Origin of the sequence: Butyricimonas sp. RTP31003st1_G1_RTP31003_210430, from assembly GCF_040920905.1 — a bacterium.
Lineage (GTDB): Bacteria > Bacteroidota > Bacteroidia > Bacteroidales > Marinifilaceae > Butyricimonas > Butyricimonas paravirosa.
In genome coordinates this window covers 1-16,854 of record NZ_JBCOSQ010000048.1, presented here as the reverse complement: position 1 = coordinate 16,854, position 16,854 = coordinate 1, and the positions used below count along the sequence as shown (strand labels likewise).

The window sequence follows — 16,854 nt, the reverse complement described above, 5'->3', positions numbered from 1 at the left end:
CTATTTTTTTATGTTTCCAAAATCAACTTCATTCGTGGGGATCGGTAAATTATAAATCGCATTAGGATTCTTTATTGCAATGTTATTATCCGCTCCGATCACTTGCATCACCTTACGTTTATAGTAAAAGAACATTTGTCCTTCTCCTATAAATTCCCGTCGGTACTCCTGAAAGATATTATCTTCAAGATCTGCCGTCGGTGCTACATTTGCCAATCCCCTATGATTCCTCAATTTATTCAAATAACCATAGGCCTCACTTCCTGTTGCCGTTTCTGCCGCAATCAGATAAAGCTCGGAAAGTTTAAACATCGGAATATATTTCATGTCTTTATATTTTCCCAGAACATAAGAATCTCCATCAGTTCCCGACGTCATCCACGAACTTCTAAAATCACTCTCCAATCCCCCGGAATTAAATATATTTGCCTTACCGGACGATGACATGGAAAGTATGCTGGAAACAGAATTGGAGTTTTCTGTAAAATAAACCTCACTCAAATCTTTCAATTTTTGCACATCCAAGGTGAATATCAGCTCCGAACTAAACATCGGATTTCCCGAAGTAGCAGAACTATTGGCCAACTCGTAAGAAGTGGGGTTCTCACCATTCACTTCCCCAATAATCTCCTTCACCTGTGCAAGTGCCAATTCTCTCTCGTTACCATAAAGATACACGCGGGCAAGAAGAGCCGTCACCGCATAATAATTCATTCGTTGTCCCCGGTTATATTGGGGATCAGAAGACTCCATCAATCCCTTGAACACTTCCAGACCTTTCATCAGGCCTTTAGCTGCCAAAAGATCGGTTTTTACCTTCTCCAACACCCCTTTCACCGTCAATTGAGGCCGGGCAACATTCGTGTAAACATCAACGTAAGGGATTGCCATCGAATTCAAACCATTACCGTTATCCATGCTCGCCGATGACGCAAAAAGACGCAACACGTCAAAATGTAAAAACGCTCGTAAGGCCAAAAACTCCCCTTTATATATCTTATAAATATCTTCCGAAGAAAACACGTCCTTCTTCTTATCAATATATTCAAGAGCCAGGTTAATATTGGCGATCGCCGTAAAATGGTTTTGCCAAATAGCCAGAATCCGGGCTTCTTCCGCTGTTTCCTTGTAATTATACTCAGCCGCTTTCTTGAAATTATGCTCATATCCCGAAGAGGTCAACTGATGGGGACTCTTGTAATATTGAGCTAGCACGTCGAGATAACCATACGTCAAATCCCTTGCATAACTGTCCTCCCTGCACATTAGCGCATAAACACCGATCAACCCATCCCGGAAACCTGCCTCGGTCAAAAACAGATCGTCCGCTTTCATATCTGATTTCGGCGAAACATCCAACCAATTGTTACATGCCGTAAGTACGAGAACCAGTGAAAGAATTATTGCTTTATTCATTCGTTTTTTCATAATGTTACCTGATTAAAAAGTTAATTGGGCCGAGAGAGAGAAAGTACGTGCAAAAGGATACGAAGTACCTCTTTCCATTTTCACCGTTGACGAGGTAAAAATATCATTACCGATCGCAGAAAGTTTCAAACGCTGAATCCCTATTTCTCTCAATTTATCACAACTGAAATCATAACCAATTGACAAAGATTGTAATTGAATGTAGTTTTCCTTCTCTATAAAACGTGATGTCGGGTTAGTCACGGACACGTCACTCACTTTTTTAAATTTAGCCACATCCCCCTCTTTGTTCCATCGGTCATACAAAATCCGTTTATCCCCATTCTCGTTCGGGTTCACGTTCTCCACCTTATCCACGAGAGTTGAATTATAGATATAACCGCCATATTTATAATACAGATGTGCATTCAATTCCCACTTTTTATACGTGAACATGGTTCCTATCGTACCGTAAATCTTGGGGTCCGTAGATCCGAATGGTTTGTAATTCGCTGCATCCCACTCGTTCACTTTATTCCCGTTCATATCCAAAAAAATTTCCTCTCCGGTTGCCGGATCAATACCTAGCGACTCGTTGGCCCATATCGTGTTCTGTGACAAGCCTTCTTTATACCGTATCACTGGTTTATTCTTCACTTCTGCATCTTGCTTGTCATTAAAAGCAGTCAATGCCTGATTGATCTTCGTCACCTTGTTTTTATTATGAGCCAGATTATACATGATGTCCCAATAAATTTCACGTTCTCTATCCCGAATTACCGTACCTTTCAATGTTAACTCAACACCACTGTTTTTCACCTCTCCCAGATTCTCCTTGTAAGAAGAAAATCCCAGCGAGGGAGCAAGAGTCACGTCAATAAGTACATCCTTGGAAATATCATTATAAACGTTGAAAGACCCCGTCAAGCGTCGGTCAAACAACTCGAAATCCAAACCCACATTTTGTTTTTCAACCTTCTGCCATCTCAAATTTTTATTACCGAAAGCCTTCAATATAGCTCCAATATAACCACTATATGAAATCGAACCAATTCGGTCATCGTTATAAGAATACATTGCCATGGATTGATACGGGTTAAAATTTTGTCCCCCGGTCGTTCCGATAGACCCCCGAATTTTGAGCAAATTGATAAATGTCAAACGTTCCATAAATTTCTCGTGATGTAAATTATATCCCAGTCCTAACGACCAGAACGTACCCCAACGATTATTCGATCCATACAAAGAAGAACCATCACTACGAACGGAAAAATCAAGCAGAAATCGCTCGTCATACGTGTAACCCAAGTTACCCACAAAACCCACCAAACGGGTCACATCGTAAGCTCCACCGGGTTTATCACCCTCTTTAAACCCGGCACCCATCGAAATATGGTCCATGTTGGCATTCGGAAAACCAAGCGCATACACATCCGTCTGATCATGATTTGTTTCACGCAGGTTATAAATAAACCCGGCATTCAAGACATGCTTTTTAAACGTTTTGAAATACGTCAATATAATATTTACATCATAACTGAAATCCTCGTATTGTCCCTGCGAGTAACTTCCCTTTTTCTCTTTATCAATAAATTCCGTGTTTTCATATGGCTTATAAACATCTGTTCTTCCATTGTCAACACTTAACGATAAATTCGCCTTTAACTTCAACCCTTGAATAATATCATACTCGATAGCAAAATTATTCAAGAAACGATTTGAGGTCGATTGATCTTTAGAAGGTAAAACAGCATTATACAACTCATTGTACATCTTTTTTGTCTGAAATCCCCGGTCATAATACGAGTACTCGTAAAGCATCTTTTTCACATTCCCGTTCTCATCATAAGGATTATAATAAGGATTGTAATATTGATAAGCACTGAAATTACCATAAGGAGAATTCACGGATTTCACGTGATCAAACGAAGCATAATCCGTAAACTTCAACTTTTTCAAATTATACTGAAGTCGTATTCCCCCTCCGTATGTATCACGTTTGGAACCTTTCATCACACCTATTTTATTGGAATAAGAAAGGTCTAAAGCATAACGAAACGACTCGTTACCACCTTCCGCAATAATAGAATGTTTGTGACCAACTCCTAACTCCCTCACGGGAATGGCCAACCAATCCACATCATTTCCTTGCTTAACAAGTTTCAATTTTTGATTATACGCATCAAACGTGTTATCCGTCCAATCAGGCCTGTCTTCTTTATCATACAGTCCCGCACGAACTTCATATTCCAATTTTTCTTCCGCATTCATCAAATTATAATCGGAGAGATCAGCCACCTCAAAATTCATGCTCCCGTTATAAGATAATTGCAATTTTCCCGGTTTCGGCGCCTCGGTCTCAATAACGACAACCCCATTCGCCGCACGAGAACCATAAATAGCCGTTGCTGCTGCATCTTTCAATATCGTGATAAAACGTACCCGAGTCGGATCAAGGTCAAACACTTTCTCCGCCGACACCTCAAAACCATCCATGATAAATGTCGGCATATTCGGATTCCCGTCAAAATCAGCTTTCAAACTACTGGAACCGCGAATCTCAAAATTAGGAATCGTGTTCGGGTCACTCCCCATCTCGTTATTCACCACTTTCGTAAAAGAAGGGTCAAGCATGGACAACGTGTTCAAAATGTTCCCCGTGGATACTTTTCTCAAATCATTCCCGGAGAAAGTCGTAGAAACACCCGTGTAACTCTCTTTTTTCCTGGTGAAATAACCATTTACCACCACCTCATCTATTTTTTCGACATCCTCTTTCAACACAACGTTAATCGAATCCTGACCGGTATATCGAACCTCCACCGGAACCATCCCGACAAACGAGAAAGCAAAAACAACCTCCTTCTTATTCTCTGGAATCGTGATGGAATATTTCCCGTTTATATCCGTGGCAACACCCACGCTCTCGCCTTTAATCAAGACGGAAACACCCGGTAATGTCACCCCATGCTCATCTTTCACCGTCCCGTTCACCACCTTTTTCTTTTGCTGCTCACTCTTTCCCTCTCCTTTTTGGCGAATCAAGATCACGTTATTAAAAAATTCGTATTCCAAGTTGACTTTACCCAACACCATACTCAGCACGTCCTTCAACTCTTTGTTTTCAACTTTCACAGAAATCTTCCCCGCCTGACGGATAAGAGACGAATTATACATGAATTTAAGTGACGTCTGCTGCTTAACCGCCTTCACAAACTGTTCAACGGATACATCAGATAAATCCAGCGATACAATATTCTTTTGAGAATACACATTCGCAGACAAGTTCAAAGTGAACAAGCAGATAAAAGCAATACACCATTTCATAATCATTAAATTTTTCTTGTACCTTTTTAATAGGCCAGGAAACCTAATTAATCGATTTTTTTTCATATTATTGTAGTTTATATTAATAATATAAATCGAGAAGGGACAGACGCCGAACCTGAGAAATTTGTTGTCTGTCTTTCTCTTTTTATTTAAATAGGACAATTGTATTTTTCTTTATTTCATACCGAATTTCTTTTAATTTTTCCAACAATTGCAAGAATGTATTAATAGAATCATATCTTTCAAGACTACCCGTGTACTCCAATTCTTTCAAGCTTTCATCCTGAAAAATCACGTTTACTCCATACCAACGCTCCAATATTTGCATGATTTCAGCCAATGTTTTATCCTTGAAAATGAACACTCCATCTTTCCACCCGACAAACTCTTCCACATCCACGTTCCGTTTTTCCAGATTTCCAGAAATATCAACTACAGCCTGTTCCCCGGGAGTCAAAACAACTTGTTCCTGTCGTAGAGAAGTAAAACGGACACTTCCCCTGACCAAAGTCGTGTAATTCGGATAACCCGGGTAAGCACTCACGCCAAAAGAGGTTCCCAATACAGTTATATCACCACTTTCCAGACTTACAACAAAAGGACGAGTATCCTTTTTCACATCAAAATAAGCCTCTCCCGACAAGATCACTTCACGACTTTCCCCGCTAAACGCAATAGGATATTTCAATTTTGAATCTGCATTTAGCCAAACTTCCGTCCCATCATCCAAAAGAATATGACACTCTCCACCAATAGGCACAACCAACTCATTGTAAACCTCCGTTACCCGACCTTCTTCACCAGAAGAATAAGCAAGACGACCATTTTCATATTTTACCACGCATCCTTGGGCATCTTTAAGTTCCAGTGGCTGTTTCCCGATTTCGATCATTCTCCCGTCTGCCAACTTCAAAATGGCCGCATTACTTCCGGGGGGTATAATATGTTGCGTTTTTTTAACTAACTCCTGCATATCACCACGATATTCCCAAGGGTGAACCCAAACAAACATAAGGATCAAGACCACAGCGATGGACGATCCCCATGCGATCCATCGACTAATCTGGGTTCGATGCCGGTAAGCTTTTAACTTATCAAAAGCAGGTTTATACTTATATTTTTCAAACTCCCGAAATTTATCCAGTACAAAAGTTTCATCTGATAATTGATCGTATGCCTCTTTCAAACAATCATCTTGCAAAACGTCATCCAGTTCCTCTTTTTCTTTATCAGAAAGCGAAGTCGAAAAAGATTTTCGAAACAATTCTACCACTCTATGTAAATCCAATTTCATCTCCTGTTATTTTATTCATCCAAGTATTTACTGCTATTCTGGTGAAAAACGCGAAACATCAATAATGGATCGTTTTTTAATAGCTCCTAAATATTTGATATTCTATTTTCCGCATTTTTTCATCGCATTTACTACCAACTACTTACTAAAATTCATAATTTAATATTTCCCGATTCGTTATTTGATTAAAAAACGATCGTTTAATTGTATAATACATGAAGTCATAAAGAGTATGACAAAAACGATAAAAAATTTCGGTCAAATTAAAAATAACAGCACGGAATCTTTCAACTTCTCTCGTAAATACTTGAAGCTCCTACTTTTCTGTGTTTTCACTGTATGAATCGTGATCCCTAACTTTTCTGCAATTTCAGGCCCGGACAACCCCAAAACACTTAATTCCATTATTTCCCTGGCACCATCCGGTAATTCCTTGATATAACAATACAACTGTCTCAATAACTCATCTCTCACGGTAATAGCAAAAATCTCATCAGAAAATTCCACCTCTGCCTCCAATACGATTTTTTGTTCTATACCCTTACGGATTTGAACATTACGCTTATAAATCAACGCATTGTTATAACAAGAACGATATAAATAAGAAGTCAGTTCCTTCATATCCCCAAACCGCTTGGAAGATTTCCAGACAGCCACCAAAACATCCTGTACAATGTCCTGAGCCTGATCCCGATCCCGCAAGATATTGTTCACGTAAGAACACAACACGGCATAATACCTTGCATAAAGCTCTTCCCACGCCCGCATATCTTTTTTATTAACGCCTTCCAATAATGAATCGAAATCTATTGACATATAAGAGGGATATTTAATAAAACAAATATACGCGGAAAAATAAACTTTTCACAATTTAAAGAAATAATATACGCTATTGTTGGACTATATAAAAAAGCATCTTTCCAAAATCAAACTCGTGATCATGAAAAGATGCCTAATAATAAATTCAAATCCGACTACTCGAACTCTTTTAATGTTTTCTCGATAATACCTATCGCTTCTATTAATTGCTCTTCATTGATAACCAAAGGCGGGGCGAAACGAATAATATGCTCGTGAGTCGGTTTAGCTAACAAACCGTTATCACGCAATTTCAAACATACATCCCAAGCCGTTTTACCATTCTTCGGGGTAATTACCACCGCATTCAGCAAACCTTTACCGCGGACAAGTTCCACCATATCGGATTTAATCGCTTTCATTCTCTCCCGGAAAATCTTACCCAGTCTTTCGGCATTCTCTTCCAGTTTCTCATCCTTGATTACCTGTAAAGCAGCCATAGACACTTTAGCTGCAATGGGATTTCCCCCGTAAGTCGAACCATGTTCTCCCGGCTTAATGGTCATCATGATCTCGTCATCTGCCAACACGCAGGAAACAGGCATCAATCCTCCGGAAATGGCTTTACCCAGGATCAAAACGTCCGGACGTACCCCCTCGTGATCACAAGCCAGCATTTTACCCGTGCGGGCAATACCGGTCTGCACTTCGTCAGCCATAAACAACACGTTATGAGCCTTACACAAATCATACGCTTTTTTCAAATATCCTTCATGCGGTACATAAACACCAGCCTCGCCTTGAATCGGTTCTAACAGGAATCCGGCCACGTTCGGATCTTTCAACGCCTCTTCTAAAGCAGGAATATCATCATACGGTATTCTCACGAATCCGGGAGTAAAAGGTCCGAATCCGGCATAAGAAGAAGGATCGTTAGAAAGCGTAACAATCGTGATTGTACGACCGTGAAAATTATTATCGCAAACAATGATCTTAGCTTGATCGGCAGGGATTCCCTTCACGTCATATCCCCAACGACGGCATAATTTTAAGGCCGTCTCGTCAGCCTCGGCACCACTATTCATCGGTAGCACCTTATCGTACCCGAAATATTTGGTGATATATTCTTCCCATTCACCCAGCACGTTATTATAGAAAGCCCGGGAAGTCAAAGCCAACTTTTGGGCTTGCTCCGTCATTGCCTCTACAATCTTCGGGTGGCAGTGTCCTTGATTCACGGCAGAATAAGCCGACAGGAAATCGAAATAACGCTTTCCGTTAACATCCCACACGTAAATACCTTCTCCTTTTTCTAACACCACGGGAAGTGGATGGTAATTGTGAGCACCGTATTGGGCCTCGCGGTCCATGTACTCTTGTTCGGTCATTTTTTTCATGATATAATTTTAGTTAGGTTCGACGTTTTCACGTAACGAGCACAATTTGATGAAAAAAAATCAAAAAAACAATGACAAAGAATGGAAAATTAAAAATGAAAAATTGGAAATGAAAATTACTGCTTATTATCAGAGGATTGCACGGGAGACGTCGATTGTTTTTTCCGTTTAAAAATAGCCAGGTATTTCCGGAACAATTCCCGGAAGGTATCGAACGTCTCCTGATAAGAGACACCGACTCCTTGCACGGTTTCGGTTGCATTATAGGTGATCTTCTCATCGGTATGCGAATAGGCTTTTAGATGTAATGTACCTTGGCGATTCAATTTCACATCCACGTCAAAATCTCCTGTAATCGAGGTATTGGAATTAGTTTTTGCTTTCTCCATCATGTTACCATTGGCAGAAATCGTCACCCGGTTATTCCAGATCTGGGTTGACAAGGCCAGCTCGAACTCGTTTGTCGTCACCTGATCACCCGGACGGTAAGAAAAGCCAATATCAAAATTATTACTGATCTGCGATAACCAACGGGATAATTGATTTGACAGCAACTCACTCGCCGTCGTCACCCCCATCTGGTAGCCCGTGTTCCGTTCTTCCAGCTCGGCATCCTTATCAACATAATCCGGAGTATAAAACTTGTTCAATATCAACAAAGAAAACATCTGTTTATTAATCTCATCCTGACTGGAAAAAAAGCTCTGCATCAGACTTCGCATCTGCACATCAAGAGAGGGGAAATTAATACCAAACTGCACGTTCGGGTTCATCAGATTCTCCCCCAACTTCAACTCGCACTCAACAGGCACTTTCGTTGTCTTATCCACCGTCGTCGTGGTTCCGGCAAGTAAATCACTCAAAGAAGTACGTAAATTATATATAGCGCTCACGTCGATCGTGGCATCATACGGCGAGCCATTCCACCTGATACTTCCCCCGGGGTTCAGCACGAACTTCTTGTTAATCAAATTACTCAACGTGAACAAGTAATCCCCCTTTTCAATCTTATATTCCCCGAACATATCCAACTCGTTATCTTTCCCCAAACCGAAACGCAGATTACCACTTCCCACCGTTTTCAAAATATCCCCGATCGTGGGGTCAAAAATAATCTGAACCTCCAAATTATTATTGATCTCGATATTAGCATTCAAATCAAAATTGGAAACCAGTGAAGAGCGCTCTTCATCCGGACGCCGCCCCTCATCTGCCTGACGATTATTTATAAAATGTAGGAAACTCCCATCTTCCTCCGTCAACGCAGAAGTCAATGGAATGTAAAGTACGGAATGTGCCTCCGGTTTCAAATTCACGGATAAAGCTCCATCTCCGGACAAATTATTCATCCGGGTCTGTCCCGTGATATACAGTTGCCCGTAAAACGCATCATTCTGGTTCGCCTTGGTATTCAACACCCGGAAGTTATTAAATTTAAGCGACACGTCGTATAAATTCGAGTTCAGATCGTAATACCCCGAACAAACCGATGCGTGTCCCTTGGCATCATATATCTTGAAATTATCCAGCACGACCCGATTATTCTTCACGGGTAAACGCTCATCGACTTTAAAAGCCGTGTTCAATCCGGCTACCGTAAGCGCCACGGAATCCATTTCCAGAAAACCGTCAACCGAGGCTTTTTGTGTTGTCCCCTTCATAACTAGATTACCCGAGATCGTACCCTCACCACCTTTCAACATATCGGGAAAATAACCGGCCAGATAATTCACCTCGATCTGGGAAAGCTCCAGATTCACGTTCAAACTATCCGTTGAAGGCTTATAATACCCGAATACCCCGATCGGGGTTCTCTCCTTCATCCGGTTAACCATACTTATCTCCAAAGCACTATTCGATGCATCCCAACGAGAATTCAAATCCAGTATCCCTAATGTATCCCGGTTAACTCCCCACTGATCCACGTTCACGTTGGCATATATCAAATTATCATTATACAAATCTCGAATCCTCACTTCACCATTCACCTGACCGAAAAGTTGTAATTTATTATCAAAAAGGATCTTGTTAAACTCGGTCAAACTGAAATCATGAAACTCCAAAGAAAGAACATCACGAGGATTATCCGTCACCCGTCCCCATAAACGAAAACGCTGTTCACCCCGGCTGATTTCAAAGTTATTCACGAAAATATCATTGTCTTCCTTCAGGATCATGGAACGTGCCACGTGCCATGTACTATCCGCCATAACAAACGTACTCGGATGAATAAATACCTGGGTTAAATGGCGGTCCCCGTATTTCAACAAACGCAAATTAGCTGCAAACGACCCGCTATAACTCTCCCTCTCCCAATTACACCAAGTCAGACGCTCGCTCACGTTATTCGTGTTTACCTCTATCACGTTCCGCACGTTATACAACTTCCCGAAATTCATATATCTCAATTCATCAGCAGAATACGTGCAATGCAAGTTTATCCCATCCCCATTCAGTTTCATTCGGGAATCACGTAATTTAAAATCACCATAGGAAATTGTATCTGCCTCCAAAGACAACTCTACCTGACGATCGGCATAATGATACTCACAGGCCAAGTTCCCACCCCGGGACAATTTCAGTTGCGGGTAAGCCACCTTCAAAAAAGGATTAATGTCATTTAAATGCACATCCAGCATCAGGCTCGTACCCTCCGGCAAAGCCCTGTCAACAGCATACTTATAGTCGGGCAAATAACTTACCAAAAAACTATTCCACAAATCCGTCACTTCCAAGGAATGGAAGAAACCTTCCATCGTCACGTCCGCCACATCCGACTGCAATTGAGTGAAACTGTACTCTCCCAATATAGTCGTGGAGAATTTCAAGGAATCAGTACTCCACGTCCCCCTACTGTTCTCGTATGTCAACCCCGGCACCAGCAATTCCACCCAGCGATTATCCTCACTTTGTTTTAAAGTACCACTAAAATCAAATTCAATCGACTCTCTCTCCCCGAAAACAGAGGGAGCCCACGAATCCCACCGACGCACGTTCACATAGCCTTCAGTCTTTGCCAAACTCAACGTGTCGCCCATAATATAATCCAAAAGAACATCAGCCTGCAAACTATCATTTTTCACGGAAGAAAGTAGATACAAGTGTTCACCTTCCGTTCCCAATGTCAAGCGAATATCCCGAATTTCCTTATCATATAACTGCAAACGACGTACATTACTCGACAAATTAAATCGAGAAGTTGAATCACCCAACACCCCATCAAACTTCCCGAAAAATGACCCTCTACCCAAAAAGGATTGTTCCGTGAGAAATCCGAATTGCACCTGTCCTAAACCAAACCAACCATCGTAACGAATATCCCCGATACTGTCCATCACGCAATTAAAAAGCACGCTTCCCACCATTCCGGGAGTCGTGGTACGAGCCTTAACAGCAAAGTCCTCAATCTTTCCCTGAAAATTCCCGGCAAAAGTAAAGACATCATATTTATGCAAAATTTCCGGCATTTTCACGTAATGACTTCTAAGCCAAGGCATATAAATAGCCTCCAATTCCGGTGGAGACACCTTTGTATCCGTGAAATCGATATTGAAATCCGTTTCGAAAAAAGCAGGTAACCCGTGCGATGCAAATGAACCATGCAGCACGCTTTTATCCCCTAAATAAATCTCTAAATCACGCCCTTCCAGATTATTTATCGTGTTAAAAACAACCCCGCTACCGAAAACGGTATTATGCATCCCCAATAACTTCCCGTTAAAATACGACAGATCATCAAAACTTACCCTAGAATCAGTAAACACGTAACGCTGTTGCATCCTCGTGGTAAAATTACGCCAGTAATCGTGTTCCGGAACCCAGTTATACTCCAACGTATCCAAATAAACCTTACTTCGTTCTGTCTGTATAAACGTGTTTGTTACCAACAAATTATCATCACTCGCCACGACTTCCCCTCCCATATTGGTCACCTCGAAACCGGACTTTTCCCTGAAACGAAGTCCCGCAACTTTAGCCCGATATTGTTTGTTCGAAAAATCAATACCTGAAATACGCACGTTCAGATTCTGACACTCAACGTCTGTCCAGTTAATCCCGTAATCTGTCGGTTCATAATCGCTCTCGATATACCGGAAACGACAATCTTTCAATATTACCTGAGTCAGATTCACGTTCCACCCCGAAGAGGTCTGAGGCACGGTATCGACCTTGGAAGATGAAAAAGAATTAATGAGTTGTTCCACGTTTGTAAGACTCTCCCCTCCATCTTGCCTACGTTCGATCCATAAATTAAACTTGGCTTTTTCGAAAGCAGCTTCCGTAATCGTGAAACGTCTTTTCACGAAACTCACGGAATCCACCTTCATCACCAGTCGCTCGCAAAACACAAGCGTATCTTGACGACAATCCCGAACAAACACATCATTTAGAATCAATGACTCTATCGGGCGGAATTCCACCCGTCCGATAGAAATCGTGGTTCCCGTCCGTTCCTCTAAAATACGGGTAAAATAATCCACTAACCTCGTCTGTACAAACGGGGTCATTAAAGCCATGTATGCTGCAAAGGCCAAAAAGACCAATCCTATCACACACCGAGATAATATGGAGATTATTTTTTTTATGCTGTCATTATTTTAGTTTGCACGCAAATTTATTAATATTGCAGGACATTTCATCTTAATAATTGAAAATTAAGAAAAATGTAAAACGAATTAATTTCGTGATGACCGATTTAATGATCCCGTGATTAATAATCACTAAATCTAAAATCACCAAATCATGAATTATGCAATCTAAAATTTAAAATCTAAAATCAAGAAATTAAAATGGGCATTGTAATTCTCGGTATTGAATCTTCTTGCGACGACACCTCGGCCGCTATACTAAAAGACGGGGTTGTGCTATCGAATGTTATTGCCAGTCAAAAGGTTCACGAGGCCTACGGGGGAGTCGTACCAGAATTAGCATCCCGGGCACACCAGCAAAACATTATCCCGGTGGTAGCGCAAGCTTTAAAACAAGCCGGAGTCTCAGAAGATGAAGTAAATGCAGTGGCCTTTACCAGAGGTCCCGGATTACTGGGCTCCCTCCTTGTGGGAACGTCCTTTGCCAAAGGATTCGCTATTGCCAAACAAATACCCATGATCGAGGTGAACCATTTACAGGCTCACATCCTAGCGAACTTCATCAAAGAACCGGGTGTGGAATCCCGTCACCCGAAATTCCCGTTCCTAACCCTACTCGTGTCCGGGGGAAACTCGCAGATTATTATCGTACGAGACTACCTGGACATGGAAGTTATCGGACAGACCATTGATGACGCAGCGGGAGAAGCATATGACAAATGCGCCAAGGTAATGGGACTCTCCTATCCCGGAGGTCCGGTAATCGACCGTTTGGCAAAAGAAGGTAACCCAGAAAGATTCACGTTCAACAAACCGAATATCCCCGGATTGGATTATAGTTTTAGCGGGCTGAAAACCTCGTTCCTGTACTTTATCCGGGATGAAATCAAAAACGACCCGGATTTCATACAACATAACCTCAACGATCTTTGTGCCTCACTGCAAAAAACGATCGTTGACATTCTCATGGCCAAATTGAAAAAAGCCGCTAAACAAACCGGGATCAAACAAATCGCCATTGGAGGCGGGGTATCAGCCAACTCCGGGTTACAAAAAGCCGTGTATGACGAAGGCGCCCGCCTCGGTTGGGAAGTTTTCATTCCCCGGTTGGGTTTCTCGCTGGACAACGCGGGGATGGTTGCCGTTACGGGATATTACAAATACTTGGCATCACAGTTTATCGGCTTGGAAGCCCCGGCAGATGCCCGCATGAGTTTGAGAAAAGTTTAGAGTTTAAAGTTTAAAATCAAAAATATGAAAGTTCTAGTTACTTACAACATTCCCCGCGAATCATTCGCCAAACTGGGAAAAGAACACACGATCACAATGCCGGAAGGCGAGTATTTCACCACGGAAGAATTAATCAAACTTGTTCCGGACTACGATGTTATTCTAGGCATTTTCACCCGCTCTATCGATAATGCGGTTATCGAGGCCGGGAAAAAGTTAAAAGTAATTAGCAATTTCGGTGTCGGTTACAACAATATCGACATCAAATTCGCCCGCTCCAAAGGAGTTGCCGTTTGTAACACCCCGAAAGCAGTATGTTTCCCAACAGCAGAAATGGCCATGGGACTCATGTTGAGCGCCGCACGCAGAATTACCGAATGTGACCGCCGCATCCGGGTTGAAAAAGAAAGCATGTGGGGCGTTATGAAAAATCTCGGTTTCACGCTGGAAGGGCGCACATTGGGAATTATCGGCATGGGAAATATTGGTAAAACAGTGGCTAAACTGGCAGAAGCATTCCGAATGAATGTTATTTACTACAATCGCCGGAGTACAGTAGAAGGATACGAGAAAGTTGATCTTGACACGTTACTGAAAAGATCGGACTTCGTCTCCATTCATACCCCTCTGACAGATGAAACCCGCCACATGATCGGGAAACGGGAAATTGAATTGATGAAACCGACAGCTATTCTGGTAAATACTGCTCGCGGGGCAGTCATTAACGAGAAGGAACTAGCCATCTGTTTACAAAATAAAACGATCGCCGGGGCCGCCTTGGACGTGTTCGAGGATGAACCCCATGTTACTGAAATGCTCTACGGCTTGGATAACGTAATCCTTGCCCCTCACAACGCTACAGGCACTATCGACACGCGCATTGCCACCGGGCAGGAAGCTGTTGATAACATCCTGAACTTCTTTAATGGTACACCCACTAATGTTGTAAATTAATGAAAACAATTATCACAATGCTGGTACTAACAGTATTAGGCGGCGCAGTCAGCGCCCAGAACATCAAATTACCCGCCCCGAAAAAGAGCGGGGGGAAAGCACTCATGGACTGTTTGAACGAACGGCAAACAGACCGTAATTTCGACTCGAAACAACTATCCTTACAAGACCTTTCCGACCTAGTGTGGGCAGCAAACGGTATAAACCGTCCGGAAAGCGGCAAACGAACAGTTCCCACCGCCACGAACTGGCAAGAAATGGTGCTTTACGTGGCCACGGCAGATGGAATCTATCGCTATAACGCAGAGAAACACGAACTGGAACTCGTGAAGAAAGGAGATTTCCGTAAAGAATGTGGTCCACAACCTTTCATGGGCGTCGCTCCCGTGTGTTTTATCTACACGGCCGACCATAACAAGGAAGGGCGAATCACGAACCCGGAACACCAGAAAGAATACTCTTACCACCATGCCGGCTACATGGCACAATCCGTTTATTTGGCATGTGCAGCAAAAGATATGGCAACCGTGGTCATCGGTTCCGTGGATAAGGAAGAATTAGCCAAAGTCATCGGACTCCCGGCAAAACACATCGTTATCTACACGCAACCCGTGGGATACAAAAAGAAATGATTAAAACCGCCTTCGGGCGGTTTTCTTTTTTCCCTCTTAAAAAAAATATTATTTATCCCTCCGGCAAATACAATCTGCCAAATGATCGTTAATGAACCCCGCTGCCTGCAAATGGGCGTAGCAAATCGTGGTCCCGAAGAATTTAAAACCCCGCTTTTTCATGTCCTTACTCATGGCATCAGATTCAGGAGAAGACGCCGGAATCTCGCTTAAAGACCGAACGATATTGACAATCGGCTTCCTGTTGGAAAAAAACGACAGCGTGTAGTCATAAAAACTACCGAATTCCTTTTGAATATCAATAAATAGTCTTGCATTCGTAATTGTTGATTTGATTTTTAGACGATTTTTCACGATACTATCAAACTGCATCAACCGTTCAACATCTTCATCCGTCATTCGTGCTACCCGCTCGACATCAAAATCACAAAAGGCTTTGCGGTATCCCTCCCGTTTCCTAAGAATAGTTATCCAACTCAATCCGGCTTGAGCGCTCTCCAACACTAGAAACTCGAATAATTTCTTGTCGTCGGTCACCAATTTTCCCCACTCTTGATCATGGTATTTTACATACAGTTCGTCCGTTCCGCACCAACCGCAGCGTCCGTTTATTAAATCTTGCATAATTATAATATTTATAACACATTACAAATGTAGTTATTATTTCATCCATACATACAATTATCAAACGTAAGAATACTATTTACGCCATAAACTCCGTCAAACAACCCTCTGAACTCCTTTACATTATTAAAGAAATTAAATATCGACACGCAAAAAATCACCAAAAACTATTGCGCCAAAACCAAAAAGCTGTATATTTGCACCCGAAATAATTGTTCTTTGAACAAAGGGGAGATACCAAAGTGGCCAACTGGGGCTGACTGTAACTCAGCTGACATCGTCTTCGTAGGTTCGAATCCTGCTCTCCCCACTTATTTGCGGAAATAGCTCAGTCGATAGAGCACTAGCCTTCCAAGCTGGGGGTCGCGGGTTTGAGTCCCGTTTTCCGCTCTCATTTTAAAGCACTTACGAAAGGAAGTGCTTTTTTCATTTCTGGCCATTTTCATGGTTTTTACCCCCTCATGTAAGCAATGATGTAAGCAAAATCCCCCCCATGTAAACCAAGATGTAAACCAAATCATGGATAGTGTTTCAAAAAGTGTGTAAATTCCTTCTTTTCTCATGACTGCAAAATTATAAATAGTTCAATAAAATAATCT

At 41.9% G+C, this 16,854-nt stretch carries 10 protein-coding genes and 2 tRNA genes; 5 read left to right on the top strand and 7 right to left on the bottom strand.

Features of this window, described 5'->3' with window-relative positions:
- The 6 genes from AB5542_RS14520 to AB5542_RS14495 all read right to left on the bottom strand — a co-directional run bounded on the left by AB5542_RS14520 (position 1) and on the right by AB5542_RS14495 (position 12,779).
- Positions 1 to 1,428, bottom strand: a complete 1,428-nt coding sequence (locus AB5542_RS14520; RefSeq protein WP_279040996.1) for a RagB/SusD family nutrient uptake outer membrane protein — start codon at positions 1,426 to 1,428, stop codon at positions 1 to 3.
- Between the two features lie 12 nt (positions 1,429 to 1,440).
- A complete protein-coding gene (locus AB5542_RS14515) occupies positions 1,441 to 4,734 on the bottom strand; it encodes a SusC/RagA family TonB-linked outer membrane protein (protein WP_279040993.1) in 3,294 nt (1,097 codons plus the stop codon).
- 148 nt (positions 4,735 to 4,882) lie between these two features.
- Positions 4,883 to 6,031 (bottom strand): FecR family protein, encoded by a 1,149-nt coding sequence (locus AB5542_RS14510; protein ID WP_279040991.1) that lies wholly within the window; start codon positions 6,029 to 6,031, stop codon positions 4,883 to 4,885.
- 258 nt (positions 6,032 to 6,289) lie between these two features.
- A complete protein-coding gene (locus AB5542_RS14505; RefSeq protein WP_087422489.1) occupies positions 6,290 to 6,847 on the bottom strand; it encodes an RNA polymerase sigma factor in 558 nt (185 codons plus the stop codon).
- Positions 6,848 to 7,005: 158 nt separating this feature from the next.
- Entirely contained in the window at positions 7,006 to 8,217 is a 1,212-nt protein-coding gene (gene rocD, locus AB5542_RS14500) for an ornithine--oxo-acid transaminase (protein WP_279041179.1), read from the bottom strand.
- A gap of 125 nt (positions 8,218 to 8,342) precedes the next feature.
- Positions 8,343 to 12,779, bottom strand: a complete 4,437-nt coding sequence (locus AB5542_RS14495; RefSeq protein WP_279041176.1) for a translocation/assembly module TamB domain-containing protein — start codon at positions 12,777 to 12,779, stop codon at positions 8,343 to 8,345.
- 237 nt (positions 12,780 to 13,016) lie between these two features.
- Here AB5542_RS14495 and tsaD point away from each other — a divergent pair, with 237 nt between their 5' ends.
- The 3 genes from tsaD to AB5542_RS14480 are packed head-to-tail and all read left to right on the top strand — an operon-like array spanning position 13,017 to position 15,631.
- Entirely contained in the window at positions 13,017 to 14,045 is a 1,029-nt protein-coding gene (gene tsaD, locus AB5542_RS14490) for a tRNA (adenosine(37)-N6)-threonylcarbamoyltransferase complex transferase subunit TsaD (RefSeq protein ID WP_118304294.1), read from the top strand.
- Between the two features lie 24 nt (positions 14,046 to 14,069).
- A complete protein-coding gene (locus AB5542_RS14485) occupies positions 14,070 to 14,999 on the top strand; it encodes an NAD(P)-dependent oxidoreductase (RefSeq protein ID WP_279041174.1) in 930 nt (309 codons plus the stop codon).
- Positions 14,999 to 15,631, top strand: a complete 633-nt coding sequence (locus tag AB5542_RS14480; RefSeq protein WP_087422493.1) for a SagB/ThcOx family dehydrogenase — start codon at positions 14,999 to 15,001, stop codon at positions 15,629 to 15,631. Before AB5542_RS14485 ends, AB5542_RS14480 begins: the two co-directional genes overlap by 1 nt.
- Before the next feature lie 48 nt (positions 15,632 to 15,679).
- Here AB5542_RS14480 and AB5542_RS14475 read toward each other — a convergent pair whose 3' ends face one another.
- A complete protein-coding gene (locus AB5542_RS14475; protein WP_087422494.1) occupies positions 15,680 to 16,255 on the bottom strand; it encodes a DNA-3-methyladenine glycosylase I in 576 nt (191 codons plus the stop codon).
- A 228-nt stretch (positions 16,256 to 16,483) separates the two neighbouring features.
- On the opposite strand from AB5542_RS14475, the gene AB5542_RS14470 reads away from it, so the two are divergent.
- Both AB5542_RS14470 and AB5542_RS14465 read left to right on the top strand, forming a co-directional pair.
- Positions 16,484 to 16,565, top strand: a tRNA-Tyr gene (locus AB5542_RS14470).
- A 7-nt stretch (positions 16,566 to 16,572) separates the two neighbouring features.
- Positions 16,573 to 16,645: transfer RNA gene (locus tag AB5542_RS14465), tRNA-Gly, on the top strand.
- Positions 16,646 to 16,854 lie beyond the last annotated feature (209 nt).

Excerpts from the sequence above, each read along its gene's own strand:
- tsaD (WP_118304294.1), top strand. The coding sequence starts at position 13,017 with ATGGGCATTGTAATTCTCGGTATTGAATCTTCTTGCGACGACACCTCG.
- AB5542_RS14480 (WP_087422493.1), top strand. The coding sequence starts at position 14,999 with ATGAAAACAATTATCACAATGCTGGTACTAACAGTATTAGGCGGCGCA.
- AB5542_RS14520 (WP_279040996.1), bottom strand. The coding sequence starts at position 1,428 with ATGAAAAAACGAATGAATAAAGCAATAATTCTTTCACTGGTTCTCGTA.
- AB5542_RS14485 (WP_279041174.1), top strand. The coding sequence starts at position 14,070 with ATGAAAGTTCTAGTTACTTACAACATTCCCCGCGAATCATTCGCCAAA.
- AB5542_RS14475 (WP_087422494.1), bottom strand. The coding sequence starts at position 16,255 with ATGCAAGATTTAATAAACGGACGCTGCGGTTGGTGCGGAACGGACGAA.
- rocD (WP_279041179.1), bottom strand. The coding sequence starts at position 8,217 with ATGACCGAACAAGAGTACATGGACCGCGAGGCCCAATACGGTGCTCAC.
- AB5542_RS14505 (WP_087422489.1), bottom strand. The coding sequence starts at position 6,847 with ATGTCAATAGATTTCGATTCATTATTGGAAGGCGTTAATAAAAAAGAT.
- AB5542_RS14515 (WP_279040993.1), bottom strand. The coding sequence starts at position 4,734 with ATGAAATGGTGTATTGCTTTTATCTGCTTGTTCACTTTGAACTTGTCT.
- AB5542_RS14510 (WP_279040991.1), bottom strand. The coding sequence starts at position 6,031 with ATGAAATTGGATTTACATAGAGTGGTAGAATTGTTTCGAAAATCTTTT.